Raw genomic sequence first — 23,757 nt, 5'->3', positions numbered from 1 at the left:
CTGCGAACGGTTTGGTACTTTATAATCCCATTGCTTCAGCTGTGGGAGTGTCAAGCAGTATTTGGCAAAATACGTTATAATCGCTACAATAGATATAGTTTTAAATAATCGACCGTAGTTCTAATCAGGAGGTAAGAAGGATGCAAAAAAATGGGAAAAAATTTTATATAACTACACCAATATATTATCCAAGTGGTAATTTGCACATTGGTCATGCTTATTCCACAGTAGCAGGGGATGCTATTGCACGGTATAAACGTATGCGCGGCTATGAAGTTATGTATTTAACTGGTACAGATGAACATGGTCAGAAAATACAGCGAAAAGCAGAAGAGAATGGGCAAACACCCAAAGCATATGTTGACGAAATTGTTAGCGATATTCAGGATTTGTGGAAGAAGCTCAAAATTACAAATGATGACTTTATCCGTACAACCGAAGAACGGCATAAGAAGGTAGTTGCAAAGATCTTTGATCAATTGTTAAAGCAAGGTGACATCTATCTCGATCAGTATGAAGGCTGGTATTGTACATCAGATGAATCGTTTTTTACGGAACGTCAATTAGAGAATGGCCATTGTCCGGATTGTGGAGCACAGGTTGAAAGGGTGAAAGAAGAGTCCTACTTTTTCAAAATGAGTAATTATGTAGATCGACTCGTGCAGTATTATGACGATCATCCCGAATTTATTCAGCCTGAAAGCCGTAAAAATGAAATGCTGAACAACTTTATTAAACCAGGTCTGGAGGATTTGGCTGTTTCCCGTACAACATTTGACTGGGGTGTCAAGGTTCCAGGTGATCCTAAACATGTTATTTATGTGTGGGTGGATGCATTAAGCAACTATATTACTGCTCTTGGATATGGTTCAGACGATGAAGAGAAATATAAAAAGTTCTGGCCAGCAGATGTACACTTAATGAGTAAGGAAATTGTTCGTTTTCATACGATTTATTGGCCGATTATGCTGATGGCACTCGATCTCCCATTACCTAAAAAAATCTTTGCTCATGGCTGGATTTTAATGAAAGATGGGAAAATGTCTAAATCAAAAGGAAACGTAGTTGATCCTGTCAGTCTTACAGATCGCTACGGTCTTGATGCATTGCGTTACTATTTATTACGAGAGGTTCCCTTTGGTTCGGATGGTGTATTTACACCAGAAGGCTTTGTAGAGCGTACTAACTACGATTTGGCAAATGACCTTGGAAACTTACTCAATCGTACGGTGGCAATGATTGAAAAATACTTCGATGGTGAAATTCCGGCGTTTAAAGCATCAGAAACGGACGTTGATGAATCGCTTGAAAAATTTGCTTCAGAAACAATTAGCAATGTGGAAAATGCGCTCGAGAACATGCAGTTTTCTATCGCCCTATCCTCTTTATGGCAGTTAATCAGCCGTACCAATAAGTACATCGATGAGACGGAACCGTGGGTGCTGGCAAAGGATGAGAGCAAAAAAGAACGCCTAGGTAATGTAATGGCACACCTAGTGGAATCCCTACGTAAATCAGCTGTTATGCTGCAACCATTCCTAACGGAGTCACCGGTAGAGATTTTCAAACAACTGAACGTGACAGATGATGCATTGAAAGAATGGGATAGTGTATATACAAATGGTCTCATAAAGGCAGGTACGCGTGTGCAAAAAGGAGACCCGATTTTCCCACGCTTAGATGTAGAGAAGGAAGTCGAGACTATTAAAGCAATGATGCAAAAACCTGCTTCTGAGGAAAAGAAAACGGCTAAAAAAGAAACGGTGCAAAAAGAACAGATAGCATTCGATGATTTTATGAAACTCGACCTGCGTGTTGCAGAAGTTCTTAAGGCTGAAAAAATGAAAAAAGCCGATAAACTACTAAAAATTCAGCTCGATGTAGGTACGGATAAACGTCAGGTAATATCGGGCATTGCAGAATATTATAAGCCAGAAGAGTTAGTCGGTAAAAAAGTTATCTGTGTAACAAATCTGAAACCAGTAAAGTTACGCGGGGAGATGTCAGAAGGAATGATTCTCTCTGGGGAAGATGATTCAGGAAAGCTGGTATTGGCATCAGTTGAAGAATCGTTACCAAATGGCTCCGTTGTAAAATAAATAAAGTATCTTTTTAAAATTGGCTTTTCAAGCAGCCTAAATAAAAGGTATTCAAAATGCATAAAATAAGGCCAAACTTCAATTTTGAGGTTGGCCTTTTCACTTGATAGGAGGAACACCATGTTATTCGATACACATGTACATTTAAACGCAAGACAGTTTTCTGAAGATCGAGAAGATACAATTCAGCGTGCCTTTGCTGCTGGGGTGAATTATATGGTCGTCGTTGGTTTTGATAAAGAAACGATTCCGCTGGCTATTGAAATAGCTGAACAGAATAAAACTATCTATGCCGCAGTAGGATGGCATCCAGTTGACGCGGTAGACATGACAGAGGCCGATTTAACTTGGATAGAAGAATTATCCTCTCATCCTAAAGTCGTTGCGATTGGTGAGATGGGGTTGGATTACCACTGGGATAAGTCACCGAAAGAGGTGCAGAAGGAAGTGTTTCGTCAGCAGATCCGCCTTGCGAAGAAAGTGAATATGCCAATTATTATTCATAATCGGGAAGCGACAGAGGATATTATAGAGATTCTGCAAGAAGAAGGCGCCGAAGCCATAGGAGGCATTATGCATTGTTATAACGATTCAGTTGACTATGTACAGGCGTGCCTGGATATGAATTTTTACATTTCACTAGGAGGTCCGGTTACTTTTAAAAACGCAACCATGCCGAAGGAGGTAGCTGTAGAAGTTCCTTTAGACAGATTACTTGTTGAAACAGACGCACCTTTCCTTGCACCTCACCCATATCGTGGAAAGCGAAATGAGCCAGCACATGTAAAATTAATCGCAGAAAAAGTAGCAGAGCTTAGAGGAATCTCTATGGAGCAGCTAAGTAAAGTAACTACTGATAATGCATTTTCTTTATTTAGGATAGCAAAATAATTTCTGTAAAAAACGTAAATTCATTGTAATAAGAAGCAAACTTATACTTTTTAAGGTAGGGCTGATGGATAAATCAGTCCTATTTTTTTAAAAGTTTATTACAATGAAAAACGCTGTCATAGCGGAGTTATTATATGCATTTCTCCAACAAAAGCAACGCTGGATTATAATTTGTAACCTAATTGTAAAGTAATCGTAATCGGAAATACTTTGACTTTGCATATAACTGTTAATATAATCAATAGCGTTATGAGGAGGCAGGAGCATGCGATTAATTCATAGGCTAATGCCGGCATCTAAAATGAAGCTGGTTATTTCAAGTATTGGTGTTTTAGCACTAGTAGTATTTTCAAGTGTCGTACTATTTGAAGCTTCGAAGGCAGAAGTAGTAATCACAGATAATGGTGAAACACAAACAGTGAAAACACATACAAATACAGTTGAAGGACTGCTTGCGGAAGTAGGTATCACAGTAGGAGAGCATGATGAGCTTTCCTATGACAAGGATGCACCAATTGAAGATGGAATGGAACTAAAATACGATACGGCTAAACAGGTTTTAGTTACCATTGATGGTGCAAAACAGGAGTATTTTACTACAAGTGCAACTGTTGAGGGGTTTTTAAAAGAAAATAACCTATCATTTGCAGATCACGATGAGATATCTCATACAGATAAAGAAGCAGTTGAAGATGGACTACATATAGAAGTAAACCAAGCATATAAAATCACTATTATTGATGGTGGAGAAAAGAAAATGGTTTGGACAACAGGAGGATCTGTTGAGGAAATCCTTAACTCCAATGAAATTATGGTCAATAAGAAGCTGGATAAGATCGAACCTGCTATTGACCAGGACGTAACCAAAGATACAGCTATTTCTATTGTTCGAGTCGAAGTAGCTAATGATGAAGTAGAAGAGAAAATAGCTTTTGATACAGAGAGAAAGAATGACAGCTCGTTACTTAAGGGGAAAGAGGAAGTAATTTCGGAGGGTCAAGAAGGAATACTGGTTAAGAAGTTCGAAGTTACATTTGAAAATGGCAAAGAAGTGAGCCGAGAATTAGTAAAAGAAGAAGTTGCTAGCGAAAGCAAGGATCAGGTAGTTGCTGTTGGTACGAAAGAGGAACCAAAGCCGCAACCAAAACAGGAGCAGAACCTTGTCACACTTTCCAGCGAGTCCCAATCTAGTGGCAGCACGAAATCCGAGTCTAGTAACACGAGTTCAGGTGGAAAAGAATATACGATGACAGCAAGTGCGTATACAGCAAGCTGTAGCGGCTGTTCTGGATATACAGCAACAGGTATAAATTTAATTGCAAACCCAAACATGAAAGTAATTGCAGTTGACCCGAGTGTTATCCCTCTAGGAACTAAAGTGTGGGTTGAGGGTTATGGTGAAGCAATTGCCAGCGATACCGGTGGTCATATTGTAGGAAATAGAATTGACATTCATGTTCCAACTAAGGCAGAAGCATATAAATGGGGAGTTAAAAAAGTTAAAGTTAGAATAATTAACTAAGGCTCCTGCGGGAGGAAAGGCATAGGTGAGACTCCACAGTGCGATAGCACAAGGAGGCTCACCAGCCGCCCAACTGCAAAGTGAACGAAGTGAAGCTGAGCAGATGTTGCACTTGTACCCGGAGTGGTGAAAGCGAAGTGTATTTTCCGTAGCGGAGTTAGTCAATATCAAGTTACGTCGCAATTTATAGATTGTGCCAAGAAATACAATATTTTAGAAAACAGGCGTAATGAATGATTCTAATTGATGAAAAACAGCCTTATATATGTGGGATTAATGCTCTTGCCATGATATGATGGTGAGAGCATTCTTATTGTGGAAAGAGGATATATATTGAAAATAAAAGAAATAATAATAGTTGAAGGCAAAGATGACACTGCTAAAATAAGGCAGGCAGTCGATGCGGACACGATAGAAACAAATGGTTCAGCAATAAACCGGGAAATCATAAAACAAATACAGCATGCGAAAGATAAACGTGGAGTTATAATTTTTACAGATCCGGATTATCCGGGGGAAAGAATACGTCATATTATAGATCAGGCTGTACCTGGCTGTAAGCATGCCTTCTTAACGCAGGATAAGGCCAGGGCAAAGCGCCCACATAATAAAAGCCTCGGAATTGAACATGCAACTCCTGAAGCTATACAGGAGGCTCTGTCTGTAGTATATGAGCTAACTGACATACACGAAAGTGATATAGTAAAAGCAGACCTGGTTAATTATGGACTCATCGGTGGTTCAAAGGCCAGCAAACGCCGAGATCGGCTTGGTGAGTTACTGCAAATCGGGCATACTAACGGAAAACAATTATTAAAACGGCTAACGATGTTTCAGATAACGAAGGTCCAATTTGATGAAGCATTTAAACAAGTGCAACAGGAGGAAAACAATGACGTCTAAAAAGCTTATAGCTACTCCTACCCGGACAAAGGAAATATTAAAGAAATACAAGTTCGCGTTCAAAAAAAGCCTCGGCCAAAACTTTCTTACCGATGTAAATATTCTTGAAAATATTATCAGCCATACAGGAATTGATAAAACTTCCGGGGCAATTGAAATTGGCCCGGGGATTGGTGCGTTAACTGAACAGTTGGCGATCCATGCGGATAAAGTTGTTGCTTATGAAATAGACCAACGCTTGTTACCTATACTAAAGGATACACTACAGGATTACAGTAATGTTGAAGTTATTCACCAGGATATACTTGAAGCAGATGTCCGTGAAGCAATAAAAACTAACTTTAATCCTGATCAGCCTATCCATATCGTTGCTAATCTGCCATATTATATTACGACTCCAATTCTTATGAAATTGGTCAGAGAAAACCTGCCTGTTGATAGCCTGACAGTAATGATTCAAAAGGAAGTAGCAGAGCGAATGGCAGCTAAGCCAAATAGTAAAAGCTACGGCTCCTTAACTATAGCAGTTCAGTATTACACGCATGCAAAAGTTGTAATGAATGTACCTAAAAGCGTATTTATGCCACAACCTAACGTAGATTCCAGTATATTAAAACTGGTGGTAAGGGATAAGCCACCTGTGCAGGTAGAGGATGAAGCATTCTTTTTTAAAATTGTAAAAGCTTCTTTTGCCCAACGCAGAAAGACATTACGGAATAATTTAACGAGTCACTTCAATGAAATATACGACAAAGAAATGATCAGTCAAAAGCTGGAAGAACTCGGAATTGATGGTACTAGACGTGGGGAATCTTTGGATATGGAGGAATTTGCAATTCTTGCCAACGGTTTTCACCAAAAGTAAAAAATCTAAGCTATTGCCTTAAAAAGGTAATGGCTTTTTTAATATGCATAATACGCACAGGCAGGTGTCATCACTCATAGTCTATAGGAAGGGAATGCTTTTCGTAGTTCGAAGGCAGTGAGTGAGGTGAATGTATGGATGTTACAAAAGGAGAGTTGGTCACAAGAGCGTCCTATAATAACGATCTGTTATTTCGAGTAGCATCAGTGAATAGCGATGTGGCACGTTTATTTGGAGTGGATGTCCGTTTAGAGGCAGATGCTCCCACAAAGGACCTTGTTCGTGTGCAAGATAGAGAATTAGAAAAAAGAAAAAAAGCAGAAAAAGAACAAGAGGAATTCTCATACCGATTATTCAGGCAGGATTACCAGCTAATGAAAGAAAAAAGGGAGTACCAATCTTCAGAAGGGTACCAGCATGATACGAAATCATTTCAAATACCAGCTAAGGTACTTCATTTGGATGGGGATCAAACCTATTTGAGAAAGTGTATTGAATTATACCAGCGAATGGGGATGCAGGTGCATGGTGTGCACTTAAATGAAAAAGATATGCCACTTGAGATCAGTACTTTGGTGGAAAAGATTCAACCTGACATTATTGTGATCACTGGGCACGATTCCTTTTCAAAGAATAAGGGTTTGAAAAATGATTTACGTGCATATAGGCATTCTAAATATTTTGCGGAAACAGTTAGAGAGGCAAGACGGATGAATCCACACTTAGATCAATTAGTTATTTTTGCAGGTGCTTGTCAATCCCATTTTGAGTCATTAATACGTGCAGGTGCGAATTTTGCCAGTTCTCCTTTGCGGATCAATATTCATGCGCTCGATCCGGTTTATATTGCAGCAAAGGTAGCTTACACACCGTTTATGGAAAAGGTTAGCGTATGGGATGCATTAAGAAACACGCTGACTGGGGAAAAAGGTATGGGTGGGGTTGAGACAAGAGGGCTACTTAGAACGGGGATGCCTTATATGGAGGAATCTCCGGATCGTTAATGTAATGTATTCCTTATCTGCGTCTGCGCATTAATGACGCAGTTTCCCTGTCCTTTCCTCCGAAGCTGGACATGACCTAATTAGTCAAATGGAAAGAGATACCCCTTCAAAATCTTCGGGTTAAGCAGGCAGTTGCCTGCATGTTCTACTATTTATGTGAAATAATACATAAATTTGTTAACAATTACAAATAATAATGGAAATAAGCAAACTTATTGTTGACATGAAAAATGATATATTGTTATAATATAAAGTTTCATTTGACTATAAAACAAGCTTGTGGTATTATTAATACAGTGAGGTGGAGTATAGTGGCTAAAACATTAATCGAAATTAAGCAAGGTCTTGAAGGTCACGTCGGAAAACGCTTGAAACTTAAAGCGAACGGCGGAAGAAGGAAAACAATTACCCGGTCGGGTGTACTATCAGAAACGTATCCTTCTGTTTTCGTTGTTGAGCTAGACCAGGAAGAAAATGCCTTCGAACGTGTTTCATACAGCTATGCAGACGTTTTAACAGAAACAGTGGAATTAAAATTTTCGGATGAACTAACAATAGCAACAGTGATTGAGCAGTAGACAACTTGTTTACTGCTCGTGTTTTTTTATTTAAGTTGATAATGAAATAGTTTGAAACGGGGTTGCACGATGATTTCAATAGAAAACAGTACTACCAGGGAAATATGGAAAGGTATTGAGCGGAAACTGGAAGCAAATAAAGAACCCTATGCAACACTGAATGCTATATATGAATTTCAGTTAACAGATGAAGAGAACAGTATATACCAACTTGCATTAAAGGACGGGACAGCTACTGTTCATTTTAACCGTCAGAGTGAACCGGACTGCACATTAAAAATGAAAGAAAAATATTTTAAGAAATTTTTGCTTGGGAACCTGAATAGCACCACAGCATTCATGACAGGCAAGTTAAAAGTTGATGGTAATATAGGTTTAGCGCTTAAACTGGAAAATATGCTGAAACAATTCGATTTCACGAATTAAAAATTACCTTTTTTGTATACATATTACTGGAATCTATTTTATAAAGCTGCACAAGCTATAAATGTCGTAAGGACTCATGACAGAAAGGGGTTGTTCTTTCATGGCTAGACGTCGAGGTATCATGTCAGACCATTTGAAAGAAGAAATTGCCAAAGAGTTAGGATTTTACGACACAGTACAACAAGAAGGCTGGGGCGGCATTAAATCAAGAGATGCCGGTAATATGGTGAAACGAGCAATTGAAATGGCCGAGCAAAACATGAATAACCAAGACAGACCCTAATAGGGTTTGTCTTTTTTTATAATTACGGACGTACGGACTGCGCTTGGGCTGGATAGGTCCCTTGCTTATGCGTACATCCCTAACCAGTCGCCTTAGCCTTTCATAATATGTTACAATTTGTTTATTATTTTACGAGAAGGTGACGGTGATGGGTCTTTTTGAAAAGGCACCTGCGAAGATCAACTTATCGCTTGATGTGTTAAGTAAACGGGAGGATGGTTATCATAATGTTGAGATGATCATGACTACCATTGATTTGTCAGACCGTATTGAATTAAGTGCGATTGAAGAGGATCGGATTAAAATATCTTTGGAGAGCAGATTTGTGCCAAGTGATGAGCGCAACTTAGCATATAAGGCTGCTGAGATGTTTAAGGAGAGATACGGGATTACAACGGGTGTGGATATTAAGATTGAGAAGCATATTCCTGTATCAGCTGGTTTGGGTGGCGGCAGCTCGGATGCAGCTGCTGTTCTTCGTGGTTTAAATAAATTATGGTCAATGAATATACCTTTGGCTGAACTTGCAGATCTCGGGGCAACACTTGGTTCTGATGTCCCATTTTGTGTATATGGTCATACTGCGATAGCAAAGGGACGTGGAGAGGTAATTGAAAAGCTACCTTCACCTCCTTCAAGCTGGGTTGTTTTAGCAAAACCAGACATTGGTGTTTCCACACGAACGATTTTCCAACGGATTAATACGGATACTATAAATCACCCGAATACAGAAAATACTATAAGAGCTCTTACTAATAGAGACTTTTCAATGCTATGTGCCAATATGGGAAATGCCTTAGAATCGATTACCATGTCTATCTATCCGGAAGTACAGCAAATAAAAAATTTCATGAAACAAGCAGGCGCTTCCGGTGTACTAATGAGTGGAAGCGGGCCAACAGTATACGGTATGGTTAAGCATCAAAGTACGGCGCAGCGAATTTATAATGGAATGAGAGGTTTTTGTAACGAAGTATATCTAGTCCGTCTATTAGGTTAGTTATTGGTAAAATACGTATGAAAATGGTATATTAAGAATTAAATATATGGTTTTGAGGTGTAGAAATGAAAAGAAGTAATCGGTTGGTTGCGTTAACGAACTTTTTCCTGGAAAACCCAAGAAAACATAAACAATTACCATATTTCGTGAAGACTCTTAATACTACTAAATCGTCTATAAGTGAAGACTTGGATATTATTCATACGGTTTTTCAGAGTGAAGAACTTGGATATTTAAAAAGGGTTACTGGAGCTGCAGGTGGAGTGCAATACATTCCGGAATATTCCCATGAGAAAAGCATTCAATTCACATATGAGTTGTGTAAAATGCTAGAAGATCCTGTTCGCATTCTCCCTGGCGGCTATCTTTATATGAGCGATTTATTAGGTAATCCAAAAACAGTAAGAGAAATTGGTCGAGTATTTGCTTCAGTATTTTCACAATTAGATATAGATGTTGTGATGACAGTAGCTACAAAAGGGATACCATTAGCCTATGCAGTTGCATCTTTTCTGGATGTCCCCGTGGTTATTGTACGTCGTGATCCAAAAGTAACAGAAGGTTCCTCTGTCAGTATTAATTACGTTTCAGGATCCTCTCGTAGAATTCAAACGATGGTATTACCGAAAAGAAGCCTAAAAGAGGGCTCTAATGTATGTATTATTGATGATTTTATGAAAGCCGGCGGAACTATTAATGGAATGATAAATCTTTTAAATGAATTTAATGCCAATGTAACAGCAATTGGTGTACTGGCCGAAGCGGACGATGAAGAAGAAGAACGTGTGGTAGAAGGTTATACTTCGTTAGTAAAGATAACAAATGTTGATATAAAACAAAACTATATTGAAGTACATCCAGGAAATTATAAAGACAAAAGCACTAGGACTTAGTAAACAGTAATAGAATTAATAGAAAAAATATCCTGTTTTAACCCAGTTATTGCCTCCATTTTGAAAATATTTAATTTTTTTTAAATATTTAGCAGGAATTTCCGTAGTTTTGTTGAACTACTTATATTAAGTTCAAATGGGAAAAGGTGGTGAAACATCATGGAAGTAACTGACGTTAGATTACGCCGCGTTAATACGGAGGGAAGAATGCGAGCAATCGCATCGATCACGCTGGATGAGGAATTTGTAGTCCATGATATCCGAGTAATTGACGGTAATAATGGATTGTTTGTAGCAATGCCATCCAAACGTACTCCTGACGGTGAATTCAGAGATATTGCACATCCTATTAATTCCGGAACACGTGCTAAGATCCAAGACGCTGTCCTAGAGGAATATCGACGTGTTGGTGAAGCTGAAGTAGAGTATGAAGAAGCAGGAGCTTCCTAATAGTTATGGATACAACTAGAGGTCTAATCTACATAAGGTTAGCCTTCTTTTTTTTGTAAGGTAAGAAATTTTGACTGCAATTAATTCTTACACTATAAACAGCCACGTCCAGCTCCAGCGCCCAGGGACTAGCGAGACTTCCTTCACCTCCGTACGATAAGTTAACATCGATTCGAGAAATAAAAAGGAAGGCCGACTAAAACCGGGCTTTGCACCCAACGTCGGCATACCCCTATGAAGGGGCATGTTTCCTTTTAGATGAACTTGACTTATTGCCAGGAATGGCGAAAGTCTAAGTGAATCTTATACTTTGGAGTGAATCTCCTGCGGCTCAGTCTAGTCCGTACGTCCCTAAACGGGCGCCCTCGCTTTTGTTCTATATTAGAATGCCTCCAGGTAATCTGTTGAAATAAACAGCTTTTTAAGATATATTCATAATGGGTAAATAGAAATAATGGAGGTTTCTCTATGATGAAACGATATGCTGTTATTTTAGCAGCAGGCCAAGGAACTAGAATGAAGTCTAAACTGTATAAGGTGCTTCACCCTGTTGCTGGACGACCGATGGTGCAACATGTTATTGATCAGGTAAAAGCAGTACAACTAGATAAAACGGTTACAGTAGTAGGCTTTGGAGCTGAGAAAGTAATTGAATATATTGGTGGCGAAAGTGAGTTCGTTGTCCAGAAGGAACAACTGGGAACAGGACATGCGGTCATCCAAGCAGAAGATATATTAAAAGATAAAGAAGGAACGACTGTCGTAGTGTGTGGTGACACTCCATTAATTACAAGCCAGACATACACAGCCCTCTTTGACCATCATGAAAAAGAAGGTGCAAAGGCAACGGTATTAACTACAAAGGCACCAGATCCAACTGGTTATGGACGGGTCATTCGTAATGCGTCAACTAAAGAGGTTGAACGTATCGTTGAACATAAAGATGCCAATGAAGATGAACTCATCGTTAATGAGATAAATACAGGTACATATTGTTTTGATAATAAAGCTCTATTTGCAGCGTTGCAGCATGTTTCCAATGATAATTCCCAAGGAGAGTTCTACTTACCGGATGTCATCGAGATTTTACGTAATCAATCTGAAAAAGTAAGTGCATTTTTAACACCGAATTTTGAAGAAACGCTTGGGGTAAATGATCGTGTTGGCTTAGCGCAAGCTGAGAAAACGATGAAGCAGCGGATTAACGAAAGGCATATGCGTAATGGCGTAGCGATTATTGATCCAGATAACACATATATACACCCTGACGTTGTAATCGAGCAAGATGTAGTGATACATCCTGGTACAATAATCTCGGGCACTACAACAATTAAGTCGAATGCAGAGATTGGACCAAATAGCGAAATTGCAAATTGTTATGTAGGTGAAGAAACTATAATTAAACAAAGTGTAGTAAATAATTCCAAAATAGGTAATCGGGTTAAAGTTGGACCGTATGCTCATATACGACCGGAATCCGTTATAGGTAACAATGCAAAGGTAGGCAACTTTGTAGAAATAAAAAAGACCAATCTTGGCGAAAACAGTAAGATTTCTCATTTAAGTTACATGGGGGACGCAGAAGTAGGCAACAATGTAAATGTCGGTTGTGGTACAATAACAGTGAACTATGATGGGAAAAATAAATTTCTTACAACAATTGAAGATGATGCTTTTATAGGATGCAATTCAAATTTAATTGCACCAGTAACAGTTGGTAAGGGGTCTTATGTTGCTGCAGGTTCAACCATTACCAAGAATGTCCCGGAAGATTCTCTTTCAGTTGCCAGAGCAAGACAAACGAACAAAGAAGGATATGCTTCAAAAATTAAGAACAGACAAAAAGATTAACGGAGGGTTTATCTTATGGCATCTACTTACAAGGACTCATCTTTGAAGGTATTTACGTTGAATTCAAATCGTAAATTAGCAGAAGACATCGCAAGTCATATCGGGACAACTCTAGGGGAGTGTACAGTTAAACGGTTTAGCGATGGAGAAATCCAGATCAACATTGAAGAAAGTATTCGAGGTTGTGATGTATATGTGGTACAGTCTACCAGCTCACCGGTAAATGAACACTTGATGGAATTGCTGATCATGATTGATGCGTTGAAACGTGCGTCAGCAAGATCAATCAATATTGTTATGCCATATTATGGCTATGCCAGACAAGACAGAAAAGCCCGCTCACGTGAACCAATTACAGCTAAGTTAATTGCAGACCTATTAGAGACTGCGGGGGCTACTCGTGTTATTACGTTGGATTTGCACGCTCCTCAAATTCAAGGATTCTTTAATATTCCAATTGATCATTTGCAAGGAGTTCCAATTCTTTCTGATTATTTTGAGGCAATGAACATGAAAGATATTATACTTGTTTCTCCTGATCACGGTGGTGTAACACGTGCACGTAAAATGGCGGATCGTCTGAAGGCACCAATCGGTATTATTGATAAACGCCGACCACGTCCCAATGTGGCAGAGGTCATGAATATTGTTGGTAATATCGAAGGCAAGACAGCTATACTGATAGATGATATAATTGACACTGCAGGAACAATCTCGCTTGCAGCTAACGCATTAATTGAGAATGGTGCGAAGGAAGTTTATGCATGCTGTACACACCCTGTATTATCAGGCCCTGCTATTGAGCGTATCAATAACTCTAAAATTAAGGAATTAGTTATTACAAACACTATTCCGCTAACAGAAGATAAGCAAAGCGATAAGATAACAGAGTTATCAATTGCTCCCCTTATAGGTGAAGCTATTATCCGTGTGCACGAACTGCAATCTGTCAGCATTTTATTCGACTAAGGTTTAATTTGGCGATTTAACGGGTACTCTCTAGAGGGAATGTTTTGGAAAATACTGCATGAATAGACACAATATCAATGTTAAAGAGAGAAACTTACTTAAAGTTCTTTTAAAAATTTGGAGGGTGATCAACATGACAGTTAAGCTAAAAGCAATAAAACGAGAAGATCTTACTAAATCCGCGACAAAACAAATTAGAAATCAAGGCGGATTACCAGCAGTTATTTATGGAAAAGCAAAAGACTCACTATCCATTTCAGTAGATAGTATTGAGTTAGTAAAGACAGTTCGCGATGAAGGTAGAAATGCTATTATTTCTCTTGATATCGAAGGGGATAAACCGGTAGATGTAATGCTGCAGGAATATCAAATGGATCCTATCAGAGATGAGCTAGTTCATGCAGACTTTTATATTGTAAATATGTCTGAAGAGATGGATGTTGAAGTACCATTACGTTTAGAAGGCGAAGCCCAGGGGTCAAAAGATGGCGGCGTATTACAACAGCCATTATATGAACTGCAAGTACGTGCAAAGCCTGCCGATATTCCAGATGAAATCTCAGTAGATATAAGCTCCCTGGCAATTGGAGATGTTATCACTATTGCTGATTTACCAAAAGGAAGCAAATACGAGTATCTTGAAGAATCAGATACAACGGTTGTTACAGTACTTCCACCTGATACTCTGGATGATGTTGAAGAAGCTCCAGATGAGAATGCAGAGCCTGAACTAATAGGTGCTAAAGATAAAACAGAAGAGTAATCAATAATAGAAGCATATAAAACAATACTCCCTCCTAGATCAGCAGGAGGGATTGTTGTATGGCACGAAATTCTGATGTATAAAAAGGAAGAATAGAAATGAAGTGTATTGTCGGACTGGGAAACCCAGGAAAAAGGTATAAAGATACTCGTCATAATGTTGGATTTATGGCGATTGATGAACTAATTAGACGCAATCATTGGGAATTGGATAAGTCTAAATTTAATGGTAACTATACTGTGGAACATATCGGAAATGAGAAAGTGATTCTCCTTCAACCACAAACCTTTATGAATCTATCCGGTGAGTCAATTAAACCATTAATGAACTATTATAATATTGATGTAGAAGATGTCCTGGTTATCTATGACGACCTGGATCTGCCTGCAGGGAAAATCCGTTTACGCCAAAAAGGCGGTCATGGGGGTCATAATGGCATAAGATCAACAATTGACCATCTAGGCACCAAAGAATTCAAACGGATCCGCATTGGTGTCGGCAGACCGGTTAAACCTATACCTGTAGTTGATTATGTCCTCGGGAATTTCTCTGAAGAAGAACAGGCTGATATAGCAATAAGTATAAAAAATTCAGCTGATGCTTGTGAGATGTGGCTAAAAAAGCCCTTTTTAGAAGTAATGAATGAATATAACAGTTGAACTGATCATATGGTAACTTACAATGATACTGTAAATGCAGGCTAAGTAATCAACGACCAGATCTATACAGATTAACTAGTAATCGGTTTTTAGCCTGTATAATACGGATGATTTTCGGATAAACTTTCTATATAGTTGAGGTTTATTCGAGGAGGTTTATCATATGTCTATTGTCTATAAATGCAGGCACTGCGGACATGAAATTGGAAAGCTGGAACAACAAGTTATTGACACTTCCATGTTGGGATTCGATCAATTAACCATGAGGGAAAAAGAAGAAATGATAAATTATAAAGACAATGGTGATGTTCATATTCATGCAATTTGTGAAAACTGTGAAGAGACTTTGGGACATCATCCGCACTATCATGAACTAGACTTTTTTATACAATAGAATAAGCAAGAAAAGCTTTGGTTATACAGCCAAGGCATTTTTGCGCTTATACATGTACTGTCAGCGGGGGTTAATAATGAAGGGTATTAATAGTTATTTACGTTCAAAGGAAGATATGCAATCAATTATAAGTGGAATTTCCAGTGGGATGAAAGAGCAGCTAGTAGCTGGGCTATCCGGTTCAGCAAGAAGTCTGCTCGTTTCGATTATTAATGAGTCTATTAATAAACCTATACTGTTAATAACACACCAACTAGTACAAGCACAACAGCTTTATGACGATCTAACTGAATTTATCGGTGAAGAAGATGTTCACTTATACCCTGTCAATGAATTGATAGCCTCTGAAATAGCGATTGCCAGTCCAGAATTGAGAAGTCAACGGATTGAATCCTTAACAGCATGGGCAAACCAAAAATCAGGTATATTGATAGCCCCGGTGGCAGCGTTAAAGCGAATACTACCTCCACCTAGCTATTGGAACAGATACCAGTTACAATTCACGATGGGGGAGAATATAGCTGTTGCTACATATTTATCTTCCCTTATTGATATGGGATATGAACGGGCTTCTATGGTAACAACGCCGGGAGAGTTTAGCCAGCGTGGTGGAATTATAGATATATATCCAATTACAGAAGAGCATCCGATCCGAATCGAATTATTTGACGAAGAAATAGATTCTATACGTTATTTTAACGCAGAAACACAGCGTTCATTAGAAAAGATGAAAGAAGTAACTGTCGGACCTGCAACAGAACTGTTATTGACGGAAGAAGACATAATTTCAGGTGCAAATCGTCTCGAAAACGCATTGAATGACTCATTAAAAGAAGTAAAGACCGCTGAAGCTAAAGAGCGACTTTCGGAAGTAATGGAACATGATATAGATCGTCTTAAAAACCTGGAGCATTTTCAGGAAATGAATAAATATATTGGATTTCTTTATAATAAACCTGCTAGTTTATTAGATTATTTACCATCTGATGGATTAATTGTTATGGATGAAATGAGTCGTATTCAGGAAACAGCTGCTAACTTGGACACAGAGGAAGCGGAATGGTACAGCAGCCTCTTAGAATCCAACCAAATGGTAAGGAATAGTAGATTCTCCTTCGACTGGATTACTGTATGGGAAAAAATCGACCAACAACGGCTATACTTATCCGTTTTCTTAAGGCATATTCCCAATACGCAGCCCCAAAATATAATTAACCTATCTTCTCGCGCTATGCAAGAGTTTCATGGACAAATGCACTTGTTTAAAAATGAACTACAAAGGTGGAGGAAAGGCGATTTCTCTGTTGTAATATTAGCGCCTACAGAAAAGCGGGCTGAAAAAATGCATTCTATATTCCTGGATTATGATATAGAAGTTGGGATGACCAGCAACTTGGTGCTGCCAGTTAATAAACCGACTATAGCAGTCGGAAATATTACGAGCGGCATCGAATTACCTATGCATAAATTAGTGCTTATTACAGAGAATGAATTGTTTAAAAAAAGATCCAAACGGCCGAGAAGGCAGCAGAAAGTTTCCAATGCAGAACGTATCAAAAGCTACCAGGAATTAAAAGTCGGTGACTATGTTGTGCATGCCAATCACGGAGTCGGCAAATATTTAGGTATTGAAACACTTGAAGTAAGTGATTTGCATAAGGATTACATGCTAATTAAGTATTCAGGTGATGATAAGCTTTTTGTACCAATTGATCAGATTGATTTAGTTCAAAAATTTGTAGGATCAGAAGGAAAAGAGCCACGCCTTTATAAACTGGGAGGCGCAGAATGGACGAAGGTCAAACGGAAGGTTCAATCTTCTGTTGAAGATATAGCAGATGATTTAATTAAGTTATATGCAGAGAGGGAAGCGCAAAAAGGGTATGCCTTTTCTAAGGAAACTGAAATGCAGCGGGAGTTCGAAGCATCCTTCCAGTATCAGGAGACAGATGATCAAATCAGATGTATTGAAGAAATAAAGGAGGATATGGAAAAGGAACGGCCAATGGACCGGCTTCTTTGCGGAGATGTTGGTTATGGCAAAACAGAGGTGGCTATCCGCGCAGCCTTTAAAGCAATTGCTGACGGCAAGCAAGTTGCTATCTTAGTTCCGACAACCATACTGGCCCAGCAGCATTTTGAGACAATAAGGGAACGTTTCCAGGAGCATGCGATCACAATTGGTCTGTTAAGCAGATTTCGTACAAAGAAACAACAGACAGAAACAATTGAAGGCTTACGCAAAGGAACAGTTGATCTTGTGATAGGTACCCACCGCATCTTATCGAAAGACCTGAAATACCGTGACTTAGGCCTGCTCATTGTGGATGAAGAACAACGATTTGGTGTTAAGCATAAAGAAAAAATCAAGCAACTAAAAACAAATGTGGATGTTCTTACATTAACAGCTACGCCAATTCCACGTACATTGCATATGTCCATGCTGGGTGTTCGAGATCTATCCGTTATTGAAACACCACCGGAAAATAGGTTCCCGATCCAAACATATGTAATGGAATACAATCCTATTTTAATAAGAGAATCAATAGAACGCGAAATGGCACGCGGGGGGCAAGTGTTTTTCCTCTATAATCGGGTGGAAAATATCGATAAGGTCGCCAGAGAGCTTGGTACGCTAGTTGATGATGCCAGAATTGCAGTAGCACATGGACAAATGAATGAGGCAGAATTGGAAAATGTAATATTTGCCTTTTTAGAAGGAGAATACGACGTTCTAGTCAGTACTACTATTATAGAAACAGGTGTAGATATCCCCAATGTAAATACATTAATCGTTAATGACGCAGATCGTATGGGACTTAGCCAGCTGTATCAGTTAAGGGGGCGGGTTGGACGCTCCAATCGTGTGGCATACGCTTATTTCACCTATAAGAAGGATAAAGTACTTACAGAAGTTGCAGAAAAAAGACTTCAAGCAATTAAAGAGTTTACAGAACTTGGATCCGGTTTTAAAATCGCAATGCGGGATTTATCGATTCGCGGGGCAGGAAACCTGCTAGGGTCCCAACAACATGGGTTCATTGATTCAGTTGGCTTTGATATGTATTCACAAATGCTGAAAGAAGCTATAGATGTTCGAAAGGCAGGGAAACCGGTCGAAGATATTAAGCCATTTGAACCAGAACTGGCATTAAACCTGGATGCATATATACCAGATACTTATATTAAAGATGAGAAACAAAAAATTGATATCTATAAGCAATTTCAAACTATTGAATCTGCCGAGGATATAGAGTCCCTTCAAGAAGAATTGATTGACAGATTCGGGGATTACCCTGAAGAAGTAGGGCATTTATTTACGGTTACTTCTTTAAAAATGTACGCCAGAAAAGAGCGAGTTGCCTCTATAAGTGATAAGAATAAGAAAATAGAAATACTGGTAGATGAAAAGCGCAGTCAGCAGGTTGATGGCTCTAAATTATTTACATTAGCTAATACTTTTGGTCGTGGTGTTCAATTAGGGACAGAGAACAATAAATTAAAAATCACCTATACATGGCAACGCGAAAATCACCATCAACGCTATGAAGTAGTTAAAGATTTTATCACCCAATTAGCTGAAGTAAATAGGAGTTAAATTTATAATACCCACTTATTAGCGAAAAAAAATGGAAGAGTAATGTATAGTTATTTTCAGATGATTTATACTAAAACCACAGCTGAAGTTATTTTCACGGCAAGATAGAAAAAGAAAAGTGAAAAGTATTAAAACAATCATCATAGAAAGTGAGGCTCCCTACTAATGAAAGCAACAGGAATAGTACGTCGAATTGATGATTTAGGTAGAGTAGTCATCCCAAAAGAAATTAGACGAACATTACGAATCCGTGAAGGAGACCCATTAGAAATTTTTGTGGATAGAGAAGGCGAAGTTATTTTAAAAAAATACTCCCCTATAAATGAATTAGGTCACTTTGCAAAAGAGTATGCGGAAGCATTGTTTGATTCTCTTCAATCACCTGTCATAATATGTGATCGTGACGAGGTAATAGCTGTTGCAGGAGAATCAAAAAAAGACTACTTAAATAAGAACATTGGTGCTAAGTTAACGAAAACAATTGAAAGTCGTACACAGGTCTTTGAAACAGAAGCAGGCACTGTGGAAATTATAGAGGGACATGAACAGGAAGTTAATTCCTATTGCATAAACCCAATTATTGCAAACGGCGATCCAATTGGTTGTGTAATGATTTTTTCAAGTGAAGGAGACAAACTTAGCCAGGTTGAGCAAAAAGGTGTTGAAACCGCAGCAAGCTTTCTGGCCAAGCAGATGGAATAATGAATAGTGAAAAGAAGCTGCATCAAAAAGCGCAAAACTTTTTGATGCAGCTTCTTTCAGTCGTAGATAAGAAATTTTTGGCTGCAATTAATCCTTACACTTAAACAGCCACGTCTAGCTCCAGCGCTCCAGTTAGGGCCTTCATCCCCGCTTGTTCCAACGCTAAATACACTATGAAGTCAATAGCTCTAGCATTCCTGCAAAGTTATCCCTCTATGCTATAATGAAATAAAATTTGGTTTATAGAAAAAAGGGCGTTTGTCATGAGCGGGAATGAAACAAATAAACTGGTGAAGGGCGCTTTACTGCTAACATTAGCAGGTCTGATTAGTAAGATCTTAAGTGCCGGATACCGGATTCCCTTACAGAATATGTCTGGGGATATCGGGTTTTATATATATCAACAGGTATATCCGATCCTTGGTATGGTGATGGTACTATCTTTATATGGCTTTCCATCCGCTATATCAAAAATGAGTGTAGACATGAAGGAAGAAGGTAAGACACTTTCCTTTAAAGGTTTTTATATACCAATTTTCATTATATTGTTAGGCCTCAATGGGGCGTTATTCCTCTTCTTGTTCTTTAATGCTTCTTCCTTGGCTGTGTGGGTAGGTGACGCTAGATTGGCAAATACCTATCGTTTTGCTTCTTTTGCTTTTCTGCTGGTACCTTTTACCTCCTTAATGCGCGGCGTATTTCAAGGGAACTATTATATGAAGCCAACAGCCATCTCCCAAGTTGGTGAGCAATTTGCACGTGTTTTCATTATCATTTTTGCTGCTATATATATCGTTATTCATGGGCAGGATATTTATAAAATTGGACAGGCTGCAGCAATGGCATCGATTGTTGGATCTTTTGTGGCTGTACTTGTTCTCAGTGTGTTTTTTATAAAAAAGAAGCCCTATACAAAAGAGACAGTTAACATTCCTTGGAATTACTATGTAAGAACGGTACTCACCCTGGGTATAGTGGCTGCATTAAATCATATGGTGCTTTTGGTCATTCAATTTGCTGATGCTTTCACCTTGATCCCTAGTTTGATGGACTATGGTTTAACAAGCCTTGAAGCTATGGAAACAAAAGGTGTGTTCGATCGTGGGCAGCCATTAATACAACTGGGAACTGTCTTGGGTTCAGCTTTCGCATTAGCCCTAATTCCGACCATTTCGAAACAGAAATTAGAGAACGATCCGGAAACGTTCTACCAGTACATCCAGGGCACATTGTTATTCAGCTTCTATTTAGCGATCGGAGCAACAATAGGATTAATTGTCATTTTTCCAGAAGCTAATGTATTATTATTCCAAAATGATAAAGGAACTGTTAACTTACAAATACTGGTATTGTCTATATTTCTTTGTTCCATGGCTATCACAGCTTCCTCCATCCTCCAAGGATTGGGACATATTAAACGGACAGCAGGGTTTATAATGATAGCTTTCTTTATAAAATGGATTTCTAATCAGCTATTGGTTCCAATTTGGGGAATAACGGGGAGTGCAATTGCCACAGTTTTAAGTTTATCCATGTTATGTGTTGTGGTATTAATGGAGCTAAAAAGGAAATTGCCCCAGTTGAAGTTTTTCAGGCGAATAAATTGGTGGGCACTTAGTAAAGCTACACTAGCTATGATTAGCTATTTAATAGGATTGAATTATATTTTCTCACTTGCTGGGGTGACATCACGAGTTCTTTTGTTACTTTATGTCCTGTTTATTGTTAGTACAGGAGGAATAATCTATGTGTATTGCTTATTAAGGTGGAAGGCATTTACCGAGAAAGAACTTAGAATGTTACCTTTGGCTCCATTCTTCATTAAGATACATAAAGGGAGGAATTAAAAAATGAGTTATAAAATAGATATAATAGGGTTAGGTGCAGGTGATATAGATCAACTGCCTCTTGGAATTTATAAAAAACTAACTGACTCGAAACAGATAGTCTACACAAGAACTATCGACCATCCAGTCATTCAATCTTTGCAACTAGAAGGAATAACCTTCGAATCCTTTGATGAGAACTATGAAATAGAGGAGCAATTTTCGGATGTGTATCAAGGAATTGCAGATAGCCTGCTTTTGAAAGCGAAATCGCAGCATGTAATTTATACAGTGCCAGGACATCCGATGCTTGCTGAGAAAACAGTTCAGCTTTTATTAGAGCAAAATGAAATTGAAGTGGAGATTGCAGGTGGTCAGAGCTACTTGGATGATATGTTTACTGCATTAAAAATTGACCCAATCGATGGATTTCAGTTTATTGATGGTACCTCCTTTGACCGAAGTATGCTTGAATATCGCTATCATATTATTTTCTGCCAAGTGTACGATCGATTTATCGCTTCTAATGTAAAGCTTGCGCTGCTCGAGGATTTGCCGGCTGATTACGAGGTAACTATTGTGGAAGCAGCTGGCAGTAAAAACGAAGTGATCAAGACTGTTCCATTAGTAGAGCTTGATCATTCTATTGAAATCAGTAACTTAACAAGTGTTTATGTACCTCCAGCGCCGTCAACTCTTTTAAATCATACGTTCAACCGGTTAAGAGATGTTATCGCAACATTAAGAGGGCCCAATGGATGTCCATGGGATCAAGTGCAAACACATGAGACCTTACGAGAGTATGCGATAGAAGAAGTGTATGAGTTAATTGATGCGATTGATAATGAGGATGACGAAAATATTGTCGAAGAGCTGGGTGATGTTCTCCTCCAAGTAATGCTGCACAGCCAAATTGGTGAGGATAATGGGTATTTTACAGTAGATGACATCATTCGTACGATTACAGCGAAAATGATTCATCGGCATCCGCATGTATTTGCCAATACATCTGTAGAATCTGTCGACGATGTGTATAAAAACTGGGACGAGCTAAAGAAGGAGGAAAAAGGAACAAAACGTAAATCGATCTTGGATGGTGTCCCTAAGCAGCTGCCATCACTGTCAAAAGCATACAAGCTACAGAAAAAAGCAGCTAAGGTAGGATTCGGCTGGGAGAATGCGAGTGATATATGGGGAAAGTTGGATGAAGAGCTTCTCGAAGTAAAGGAGGCTATCCAAACGGAAGACAAGTTGGAGATAGAAAAAGAATTAGGAGATGTACTATTTGTACTGGCCAATATATCAAGGTATTATAAAATAAACCCGGAAGTCGCATTAAATCGGACAAATCAAAAATTTATGACTCGCTTCTTTTATATTGAAGATCAGTTAAGCGAGCAACAGAAAGAGCTAAAAACAACATCCTTAGAAGAGATGGATGATCTGTGGAATCAAGCAAAGGAAAGAGAGTGATAGAATTGCGTTTAGATAAATTCTTGAAGGTATCACGCTTAATTAAACGACGAACAATGGCAAAAGAAGTAGCAGACCAAGGGCGTATTACGATTAACGGCAATCAGGCAAAAGCTTCTACTGTTGTATCCAGAGGGGACGAAATGGTTATTAAATTTGGTCAAAAACGGGTAACGATTCAAGTAAATGATTTAAGAGAAACAGTTAAAAAAGACGAAGCAGAGACATTATATAGTGTAATTAAAGAAGAGAAAGCCTGAACCGCCACCTTACTAAGAGAGTTCTTTTGTTGAAATTTCAAGAAGCAAATCCTCTGAGTTCAATATAAAACGTTTTTATTTAATTTATGTGTGAATGTATGGTAAATAACATACCAAATAACAGAGTAACACTAGTTATAGTTATCTTGTAAATAACAAACGTTTTTATTTTATAACTATTTTATTGCTAATCCCAAGCTAATACTTTGGCGCTGTATTTATAGTTAGATTTATCACTACTCAAAAACATAGATTTAATATGTGAAAATCGACTTTAAGCAGAATATTAATGAGGCTGGGACATAACTAGCCGAAACAACTTAAAAATGGTTCCAATCATCGGTCTTT

General features: G+C 38.5%; 22 protein-coding genes. All 22 read left to right on the top strand.

What is annotated here, in order from left to right:
- The first annotated feature begins 140 nt into the window (after nt 1–140).
- The 22 genes from metG to QGM71_RS21100 all read left to right on the top strand — a co-directional run bounded on the left by metG (nt 141) and on the right by QGM71_RS21100 (nt 23,409).
- Nucleotides 141–2,099 (top strand): methionine--tRNA ligase, encoded by a 1,959-nt coding sequence (gene metG / locus QGM71_RS21205; protein WP_327609547.1) that lies wholly within the window; start codon nt 141–143, stop codon nt 2,097–2,099.
- A 120-nt stretch (nt 2,100–2,219) separates the two neighbouring features.
- Entirely contained in the window at nt 2,220–2,990 is a 771-nt protein-coding gene (locus QGM71_RS21200; RefSeq protein WP_327609546.1) for a TatD family hydrolase, read from the top strand.
- Nucleotides 2,991–3,255: 265 nt separating this feature from the next.
- Nucleotides 3,256–4,512: a ubiquitin-like domain-containing protein gene (locus QGM71_RS21195; RefSeq protein ID WP_327609545.1), complete on the top strand. Its 1,257-nt coding sequence runs from the start codon at nt 3,256–3,258 to the stop codon at nt 4,510–4,512.
- Between the two features lie 333 nt (nt 4,513–4,845).
- Entirely contained in the window at nt 4,846–5,415 is a 570-nt protein-coding gene (gene rnmV, locus QGM71_RS21190; protein ID WP_327609544.1) for a ribonuclease M5, read from the top strand.
- Nucleotides 5,405–6,280 (top strand): 16S rRNA (adenine(1518)-N(6)/adenine(1519)-N(6))-dimethyltransferase RsmA, encoded by an 876-nt coding sequence (rsmA, locus tag QGM71_RS21185; protein ID WP_327609543.1) that lies wholly within the window; start codon nt 5,405–5,407, stop codon nt 6,278–6,280. The genes rnmV and rsmA overlap by 11 nt, the downstream gene beginning before the upstream one ends.
- Before the next feature lie 134 nt (nt 6,281–6,414).
- Complete coding sequence (gene yabG / locus QGM71_RS21180; RefSeq protein ID WP_327609542.1) at nt 6,415–7,284, top strand: sporulation peptidase YabG; 870 nt, start codon at nt 6,415–6,417, stop codon at nt 7,282–7,284.
- A gap of 311 nt (nt 7,285–7,595) precedes the next feature.
- Nucleotides 7,596–7,862: a biofilm formation stimulator Veg gene (gene veg / locus QGM71_RS21175; RefSeq protein ID WP_327609541.1), complete on the top strand. Its 267-nt coding sequence runs from the start codon at nt 7,596–7,598 to the stop codon at nt 7,860–7,862.
- Nucleotides 7,863–7,931: 69 nt separating this feature from the next.
- A complete protein-coding gene (locus QGM71_RS21170) occupies nt 7,932–8,288 on the top strand; it encodes an SCP2 sterol-binding domain-containing protein (protein WP_327609540.1) in 357 nt (118 codons plus the stop codon).
- A gap of 100 nt (nt 8,289–8,388) precedes the next feature.
- The gene (locus tag QGM71_RS21165; RefSeq protein WP_327609539.1) at nt 8,389–8,571 is read left to right on the top strand and encodes a small, acid-soluble spore protein, alpha/beta type; all 183 of its coding nucleotides are present in this window, start codon (nt 8,389–8,391) and stop codon (nt 8,569–8,571) included.
- Between the two features lie 148 nt (nt 8,572–8,719).
- Nucleotides 8,720–9,571, top strand: coding sequence for a 4-(cytidine 5'-diphospho)-2-C-methyl-D-erythritol kinase (ispE, locus tag QGM71_RS21160; RefSeq protein WP_327609538.1), 852 nt, complete (start codon nt 8,720–8,722; stop codon nt 9,569–9,571).
- Nucleotides 9,572–9,636: 65 nt separating this feature from the next.
- Nucleotides 9,637–10,464, top strand: coding sequence for a pur operon repressor (gene purR / locus QGM71_RS21155; protein ID WP_327609537.1), 828 nt, complete (start codon nt 9,637–9,639; stop codon nt 10,462–10,464).
- A 159-nt stretch (nt 10,465–10,623) separates the two neighbouring features.
- Entirely contained in the window at nt 10,624–10,914 is a 291-nt protein-coding gene (spoVG, locus tag QGM71_RS21150; protein WP_327609536.1) for a septation regulator SpoVG, read from the top strand.
- Nucleotides 10,915–11,382: 468 nt separating this feature from the next.
- A complete protein-coding gene (glmU, locus tag QGM71_RS21145) occupies nt 11,383–12,765 on the top strand; it encodes a bifunctional UDP-N-acetylglucosamine diphosphorylase/glucosamine-1-phosphate N-acetyltransferase GlmU (RefSeq protein WP_327609535.1) in 1,383 nt (460 codons plus the stop codon).
- Nucleotides 12,766–12,780: 15 nt separating this feature from the next.
- Nucleotides 12,781–13,734 carry a ribose-phosphate diphosphokinase gene (locus QGM71_RS21140; protein WP_327609534.1) on the top strand — a complete coding sequence of 318 codons (954 nt, stop codon included), beginning with the start codon at nt 12,781–12,783 and terminating at the stop codon, nt 13,732–13,734.
- 133 nt (nt 13,735–13,867) lie between these two features.
- Nucleotides 13,868–14,497 (top strand): 50S ribosomal protein L25/general stress protein Ctc, encoded by a 630-nt coding sequence (locus QGM71_RS21135; RefSeq protein ID WP_327609533.1) that lies wholly within the window; start codon nt 13,868–13,870, stop codon nt 14,495–14,497.
- Nucleotides 14,498–14,595: 98 nt separating this feature from the next.
- On the top strand, nt 14,596–15,156 hold the full coding sequence (gene pth / locus QGM71_RS21130; RefSeq protein ID WP_327609532.1) for an aminoacyl-tRNA hydrolase: 561 nt from the start codon (nt 14,596–14,598) through the stop codon (nt 15,154–15,156).
- A 163-nt stretch (nt 15,157–15,319) separates the two neighbouring features.
- Entirely contained in the window at nt 15,320–15,550 is a 231-nt protein-coding gene (locus tag QGM71_RS21125) for an anti-sigma-F factor Fin family protein (RefSeq protein WP_327609531.1), read from the top strand.
- A 76-nt stretch (nt 15,551–15,626) separates the two neighbouring features.
- Complete coding sequence (mfd, locus tag QGM71_RS21120; RefSeq protein WP_327609530.1) at nt 15,627–19,148, top strand: transcription-repair coupling factor; 3,522 nt, start codon at nt 15,627–15,629, stop codon at nt 19,146–19,148.
- 165 nt (nt 19,149–19,313) lie between these two features.
- A complete protein-coding gene (gene spoVT, locus QGM71_RS21115) occupies nt 19,314–19,850 on the top strand; it encodes a stage V sporulation protein T (protein WP_327609529.1) in 537 nt (178 codons plus the stop codon).
- A 263-nt stretch (nt 19,851–20,113) separates the two neighbouring features.
- Nucleotides 20,114–21,697, top strand: coding sequence for a putative polysaccharide biosynthesis protein (locus QGM71_RS21110; protein ID WP_327609528.1), 1,584 nt, complete (start codon nt 20,114–20,116; stop codon nt 21,695–21,697).
- Nucleotides 21,698–21,700: 3 nt separating this feature from the next.
- Nucleotides 21,701–23,149, top strand: coding sequence for a bifunctional methyltransferase/pyrophosphohydrolase YabN (gene yabN / locus QGM71_RS21105; RefSeq protein WP_327609527.1), 1,449 nt, complete (start codon nt 21,701–21,703; stop codon nt 23,147–23,149).
- A gap of 5 nt (nt 23,150–23,154) precedes the next feature.
- A complete protein-coding gene (locus QGM71_RS21100; RefSeq protein ID WP_327609548.1) occupies nt 23,155–23,409 on the top strand; it encodes an RNA-binding S4 domain-containing protein in 255 nt (84 codons plus the stop codon).
- Nucleotides 23,410–23,757: the final 348 nt, after the last annotated feature.

This window comes from Virgibacillus tibetensis (assembly GCF_036026595.1).
Lineage (GTDB): Bacteria > Bacillota > Bacilli > Bacillales > Amphibacillaceae > Virgibacillus_P > Virgibacillus_P tibetensis.
The sequence above is the reverse complement of the archived record's forward strand: the minus strand, read 5'-3'. Positions and strand labels throughout refer to the sequence as shown.

Excerpts from the sequence above, each read along its gene's own strand:
- QGM71_RS21135 (WP_327609533.1), top strand. The coding sequence starts at position 13,868 with ATGACAGTTAAGCTAAAAGCAATAAAACGAGAAGATCTTACTAAATCC.
- metG (WP_327609547.1), top strand. The coding sequence starts at position 141 with ATGCAAAAAAATGGGAAAAAATTTTATATAACTACACCAATATATTAT.
- QGM71_RS21125 (WP_327609531.1), top strand. The coding sequence starts at position 15,320 with ATGTCTATTGTCTATAAATGCAGGCACTGCGGACATGAAATTGGAAAG.
- QGM71_RS21200 (WP_327609546.1), top strand. The coding sequence starts at position 2,220 with ATGTTATTCGATACACATGTACATTTAAACGCAAGACAGTTTTCTGAA.
- ispE (WP_327609538.1), top strand. The coding sequence starts at position 8,720 with ATGGGTCTTTTTGAAAAGGCACCTGCGAAGATCAACTTATCGCTTGAT.
- QGM71_RS21170 (WP_327609540.1), top strand. The coding sequence starts at position 7,932 with ATGATTTCAATAGAAAACAGTACTACCAGGGAAATATGGAAAGGTATT.
- QGM71_RS21195 (WP_327609545.1), top strand. The coding sequence starts at position 3,256 with ATGCGATTAATTCATAGGCTAATGCCGGCATCTAAAATGAAGCTGGTT.
- glmU (WP_327609535.1), top strand. The coding sequence starts at position 11,383 with ATGATGAAACGATATGCTGTTATTTTAGCAGCAGGCCAAGGAACTAGA.
- QGM71_RS21110 (WP_327609528.1), top strand. The coding sequence starts at position 20,114 with ATGAGCGGGAATGAAACAAATAAACTGGTGAAGGGCGCTTTACTGCTA.
- yabN (WP_327609527.1), top strand. The coding sequence starts at position 21,701 with ATGAGTTATAAAATAGATATAATAGGGTTAGGTGCAGGTGATATAGAT.
- QGM71_RS21140 (WP_327609534.1), top strand. The coding sequence starts at position 12,781 with ATGGCATCTACTTACAAGGACTCATCTTTGAAGGTATTTACGTTGAAT.
- pth (WP_327609532.1), top strand. The coding sequence starts at position 14,596 with ATGAAGTGTATTGTCGGACTGGGAAACCCAGGAAAAAGGTATAAAGAT.
- mfd (WP_327609530.1), top strand. The coding sequence starts at position 15,627 with ATGAAGGGTATTAATAGTTATTTACGTTCAAAGGAAGATATGCAATCA.
- QGM71_RS21165 (WP_327609539.1), top strand. The coding sequence starts at position 8,389 with ATGGCTAGACGTCGAGGTATCATGTCAGACCATTTGAAAGAAGAAATT.
- rsmA (WP_327609543.1), top strand. The coding sequence starts at position 5,405 with ATGACGTCTAAAAAGCTTATAGCTACTCCTACCCGGACAAAGGAAATA.
- spoVG (WP_327609536.1), top strand. The coding sequence starts at position 10,624 with ATGGAAGTAACTGACGTTAGATTACGCCGCGTTAATACGGAGGGAAGA.
- purR (WP_327609537.1), top strand. The coding sequence starts at position 9,637 with ATGAAAAGAAGTAATCGGTTGGTTGCGTTAACGAACTTTTTCCTGGAA.
- spoVT (WP_327609529.1), top strand. The coding sequence starts at position 19,314 with ATGAAAGCAACAGGAATAGTACGTCGAATTGATGATTTAGGTAGAGTA.
- yabG (WP_327609542.1), top strand. The coding sequence starts at position 6,415 with ATGGATGTTACAAAAGGAGAGTTGGTCACAAGAGCGTCCTATAATAAC.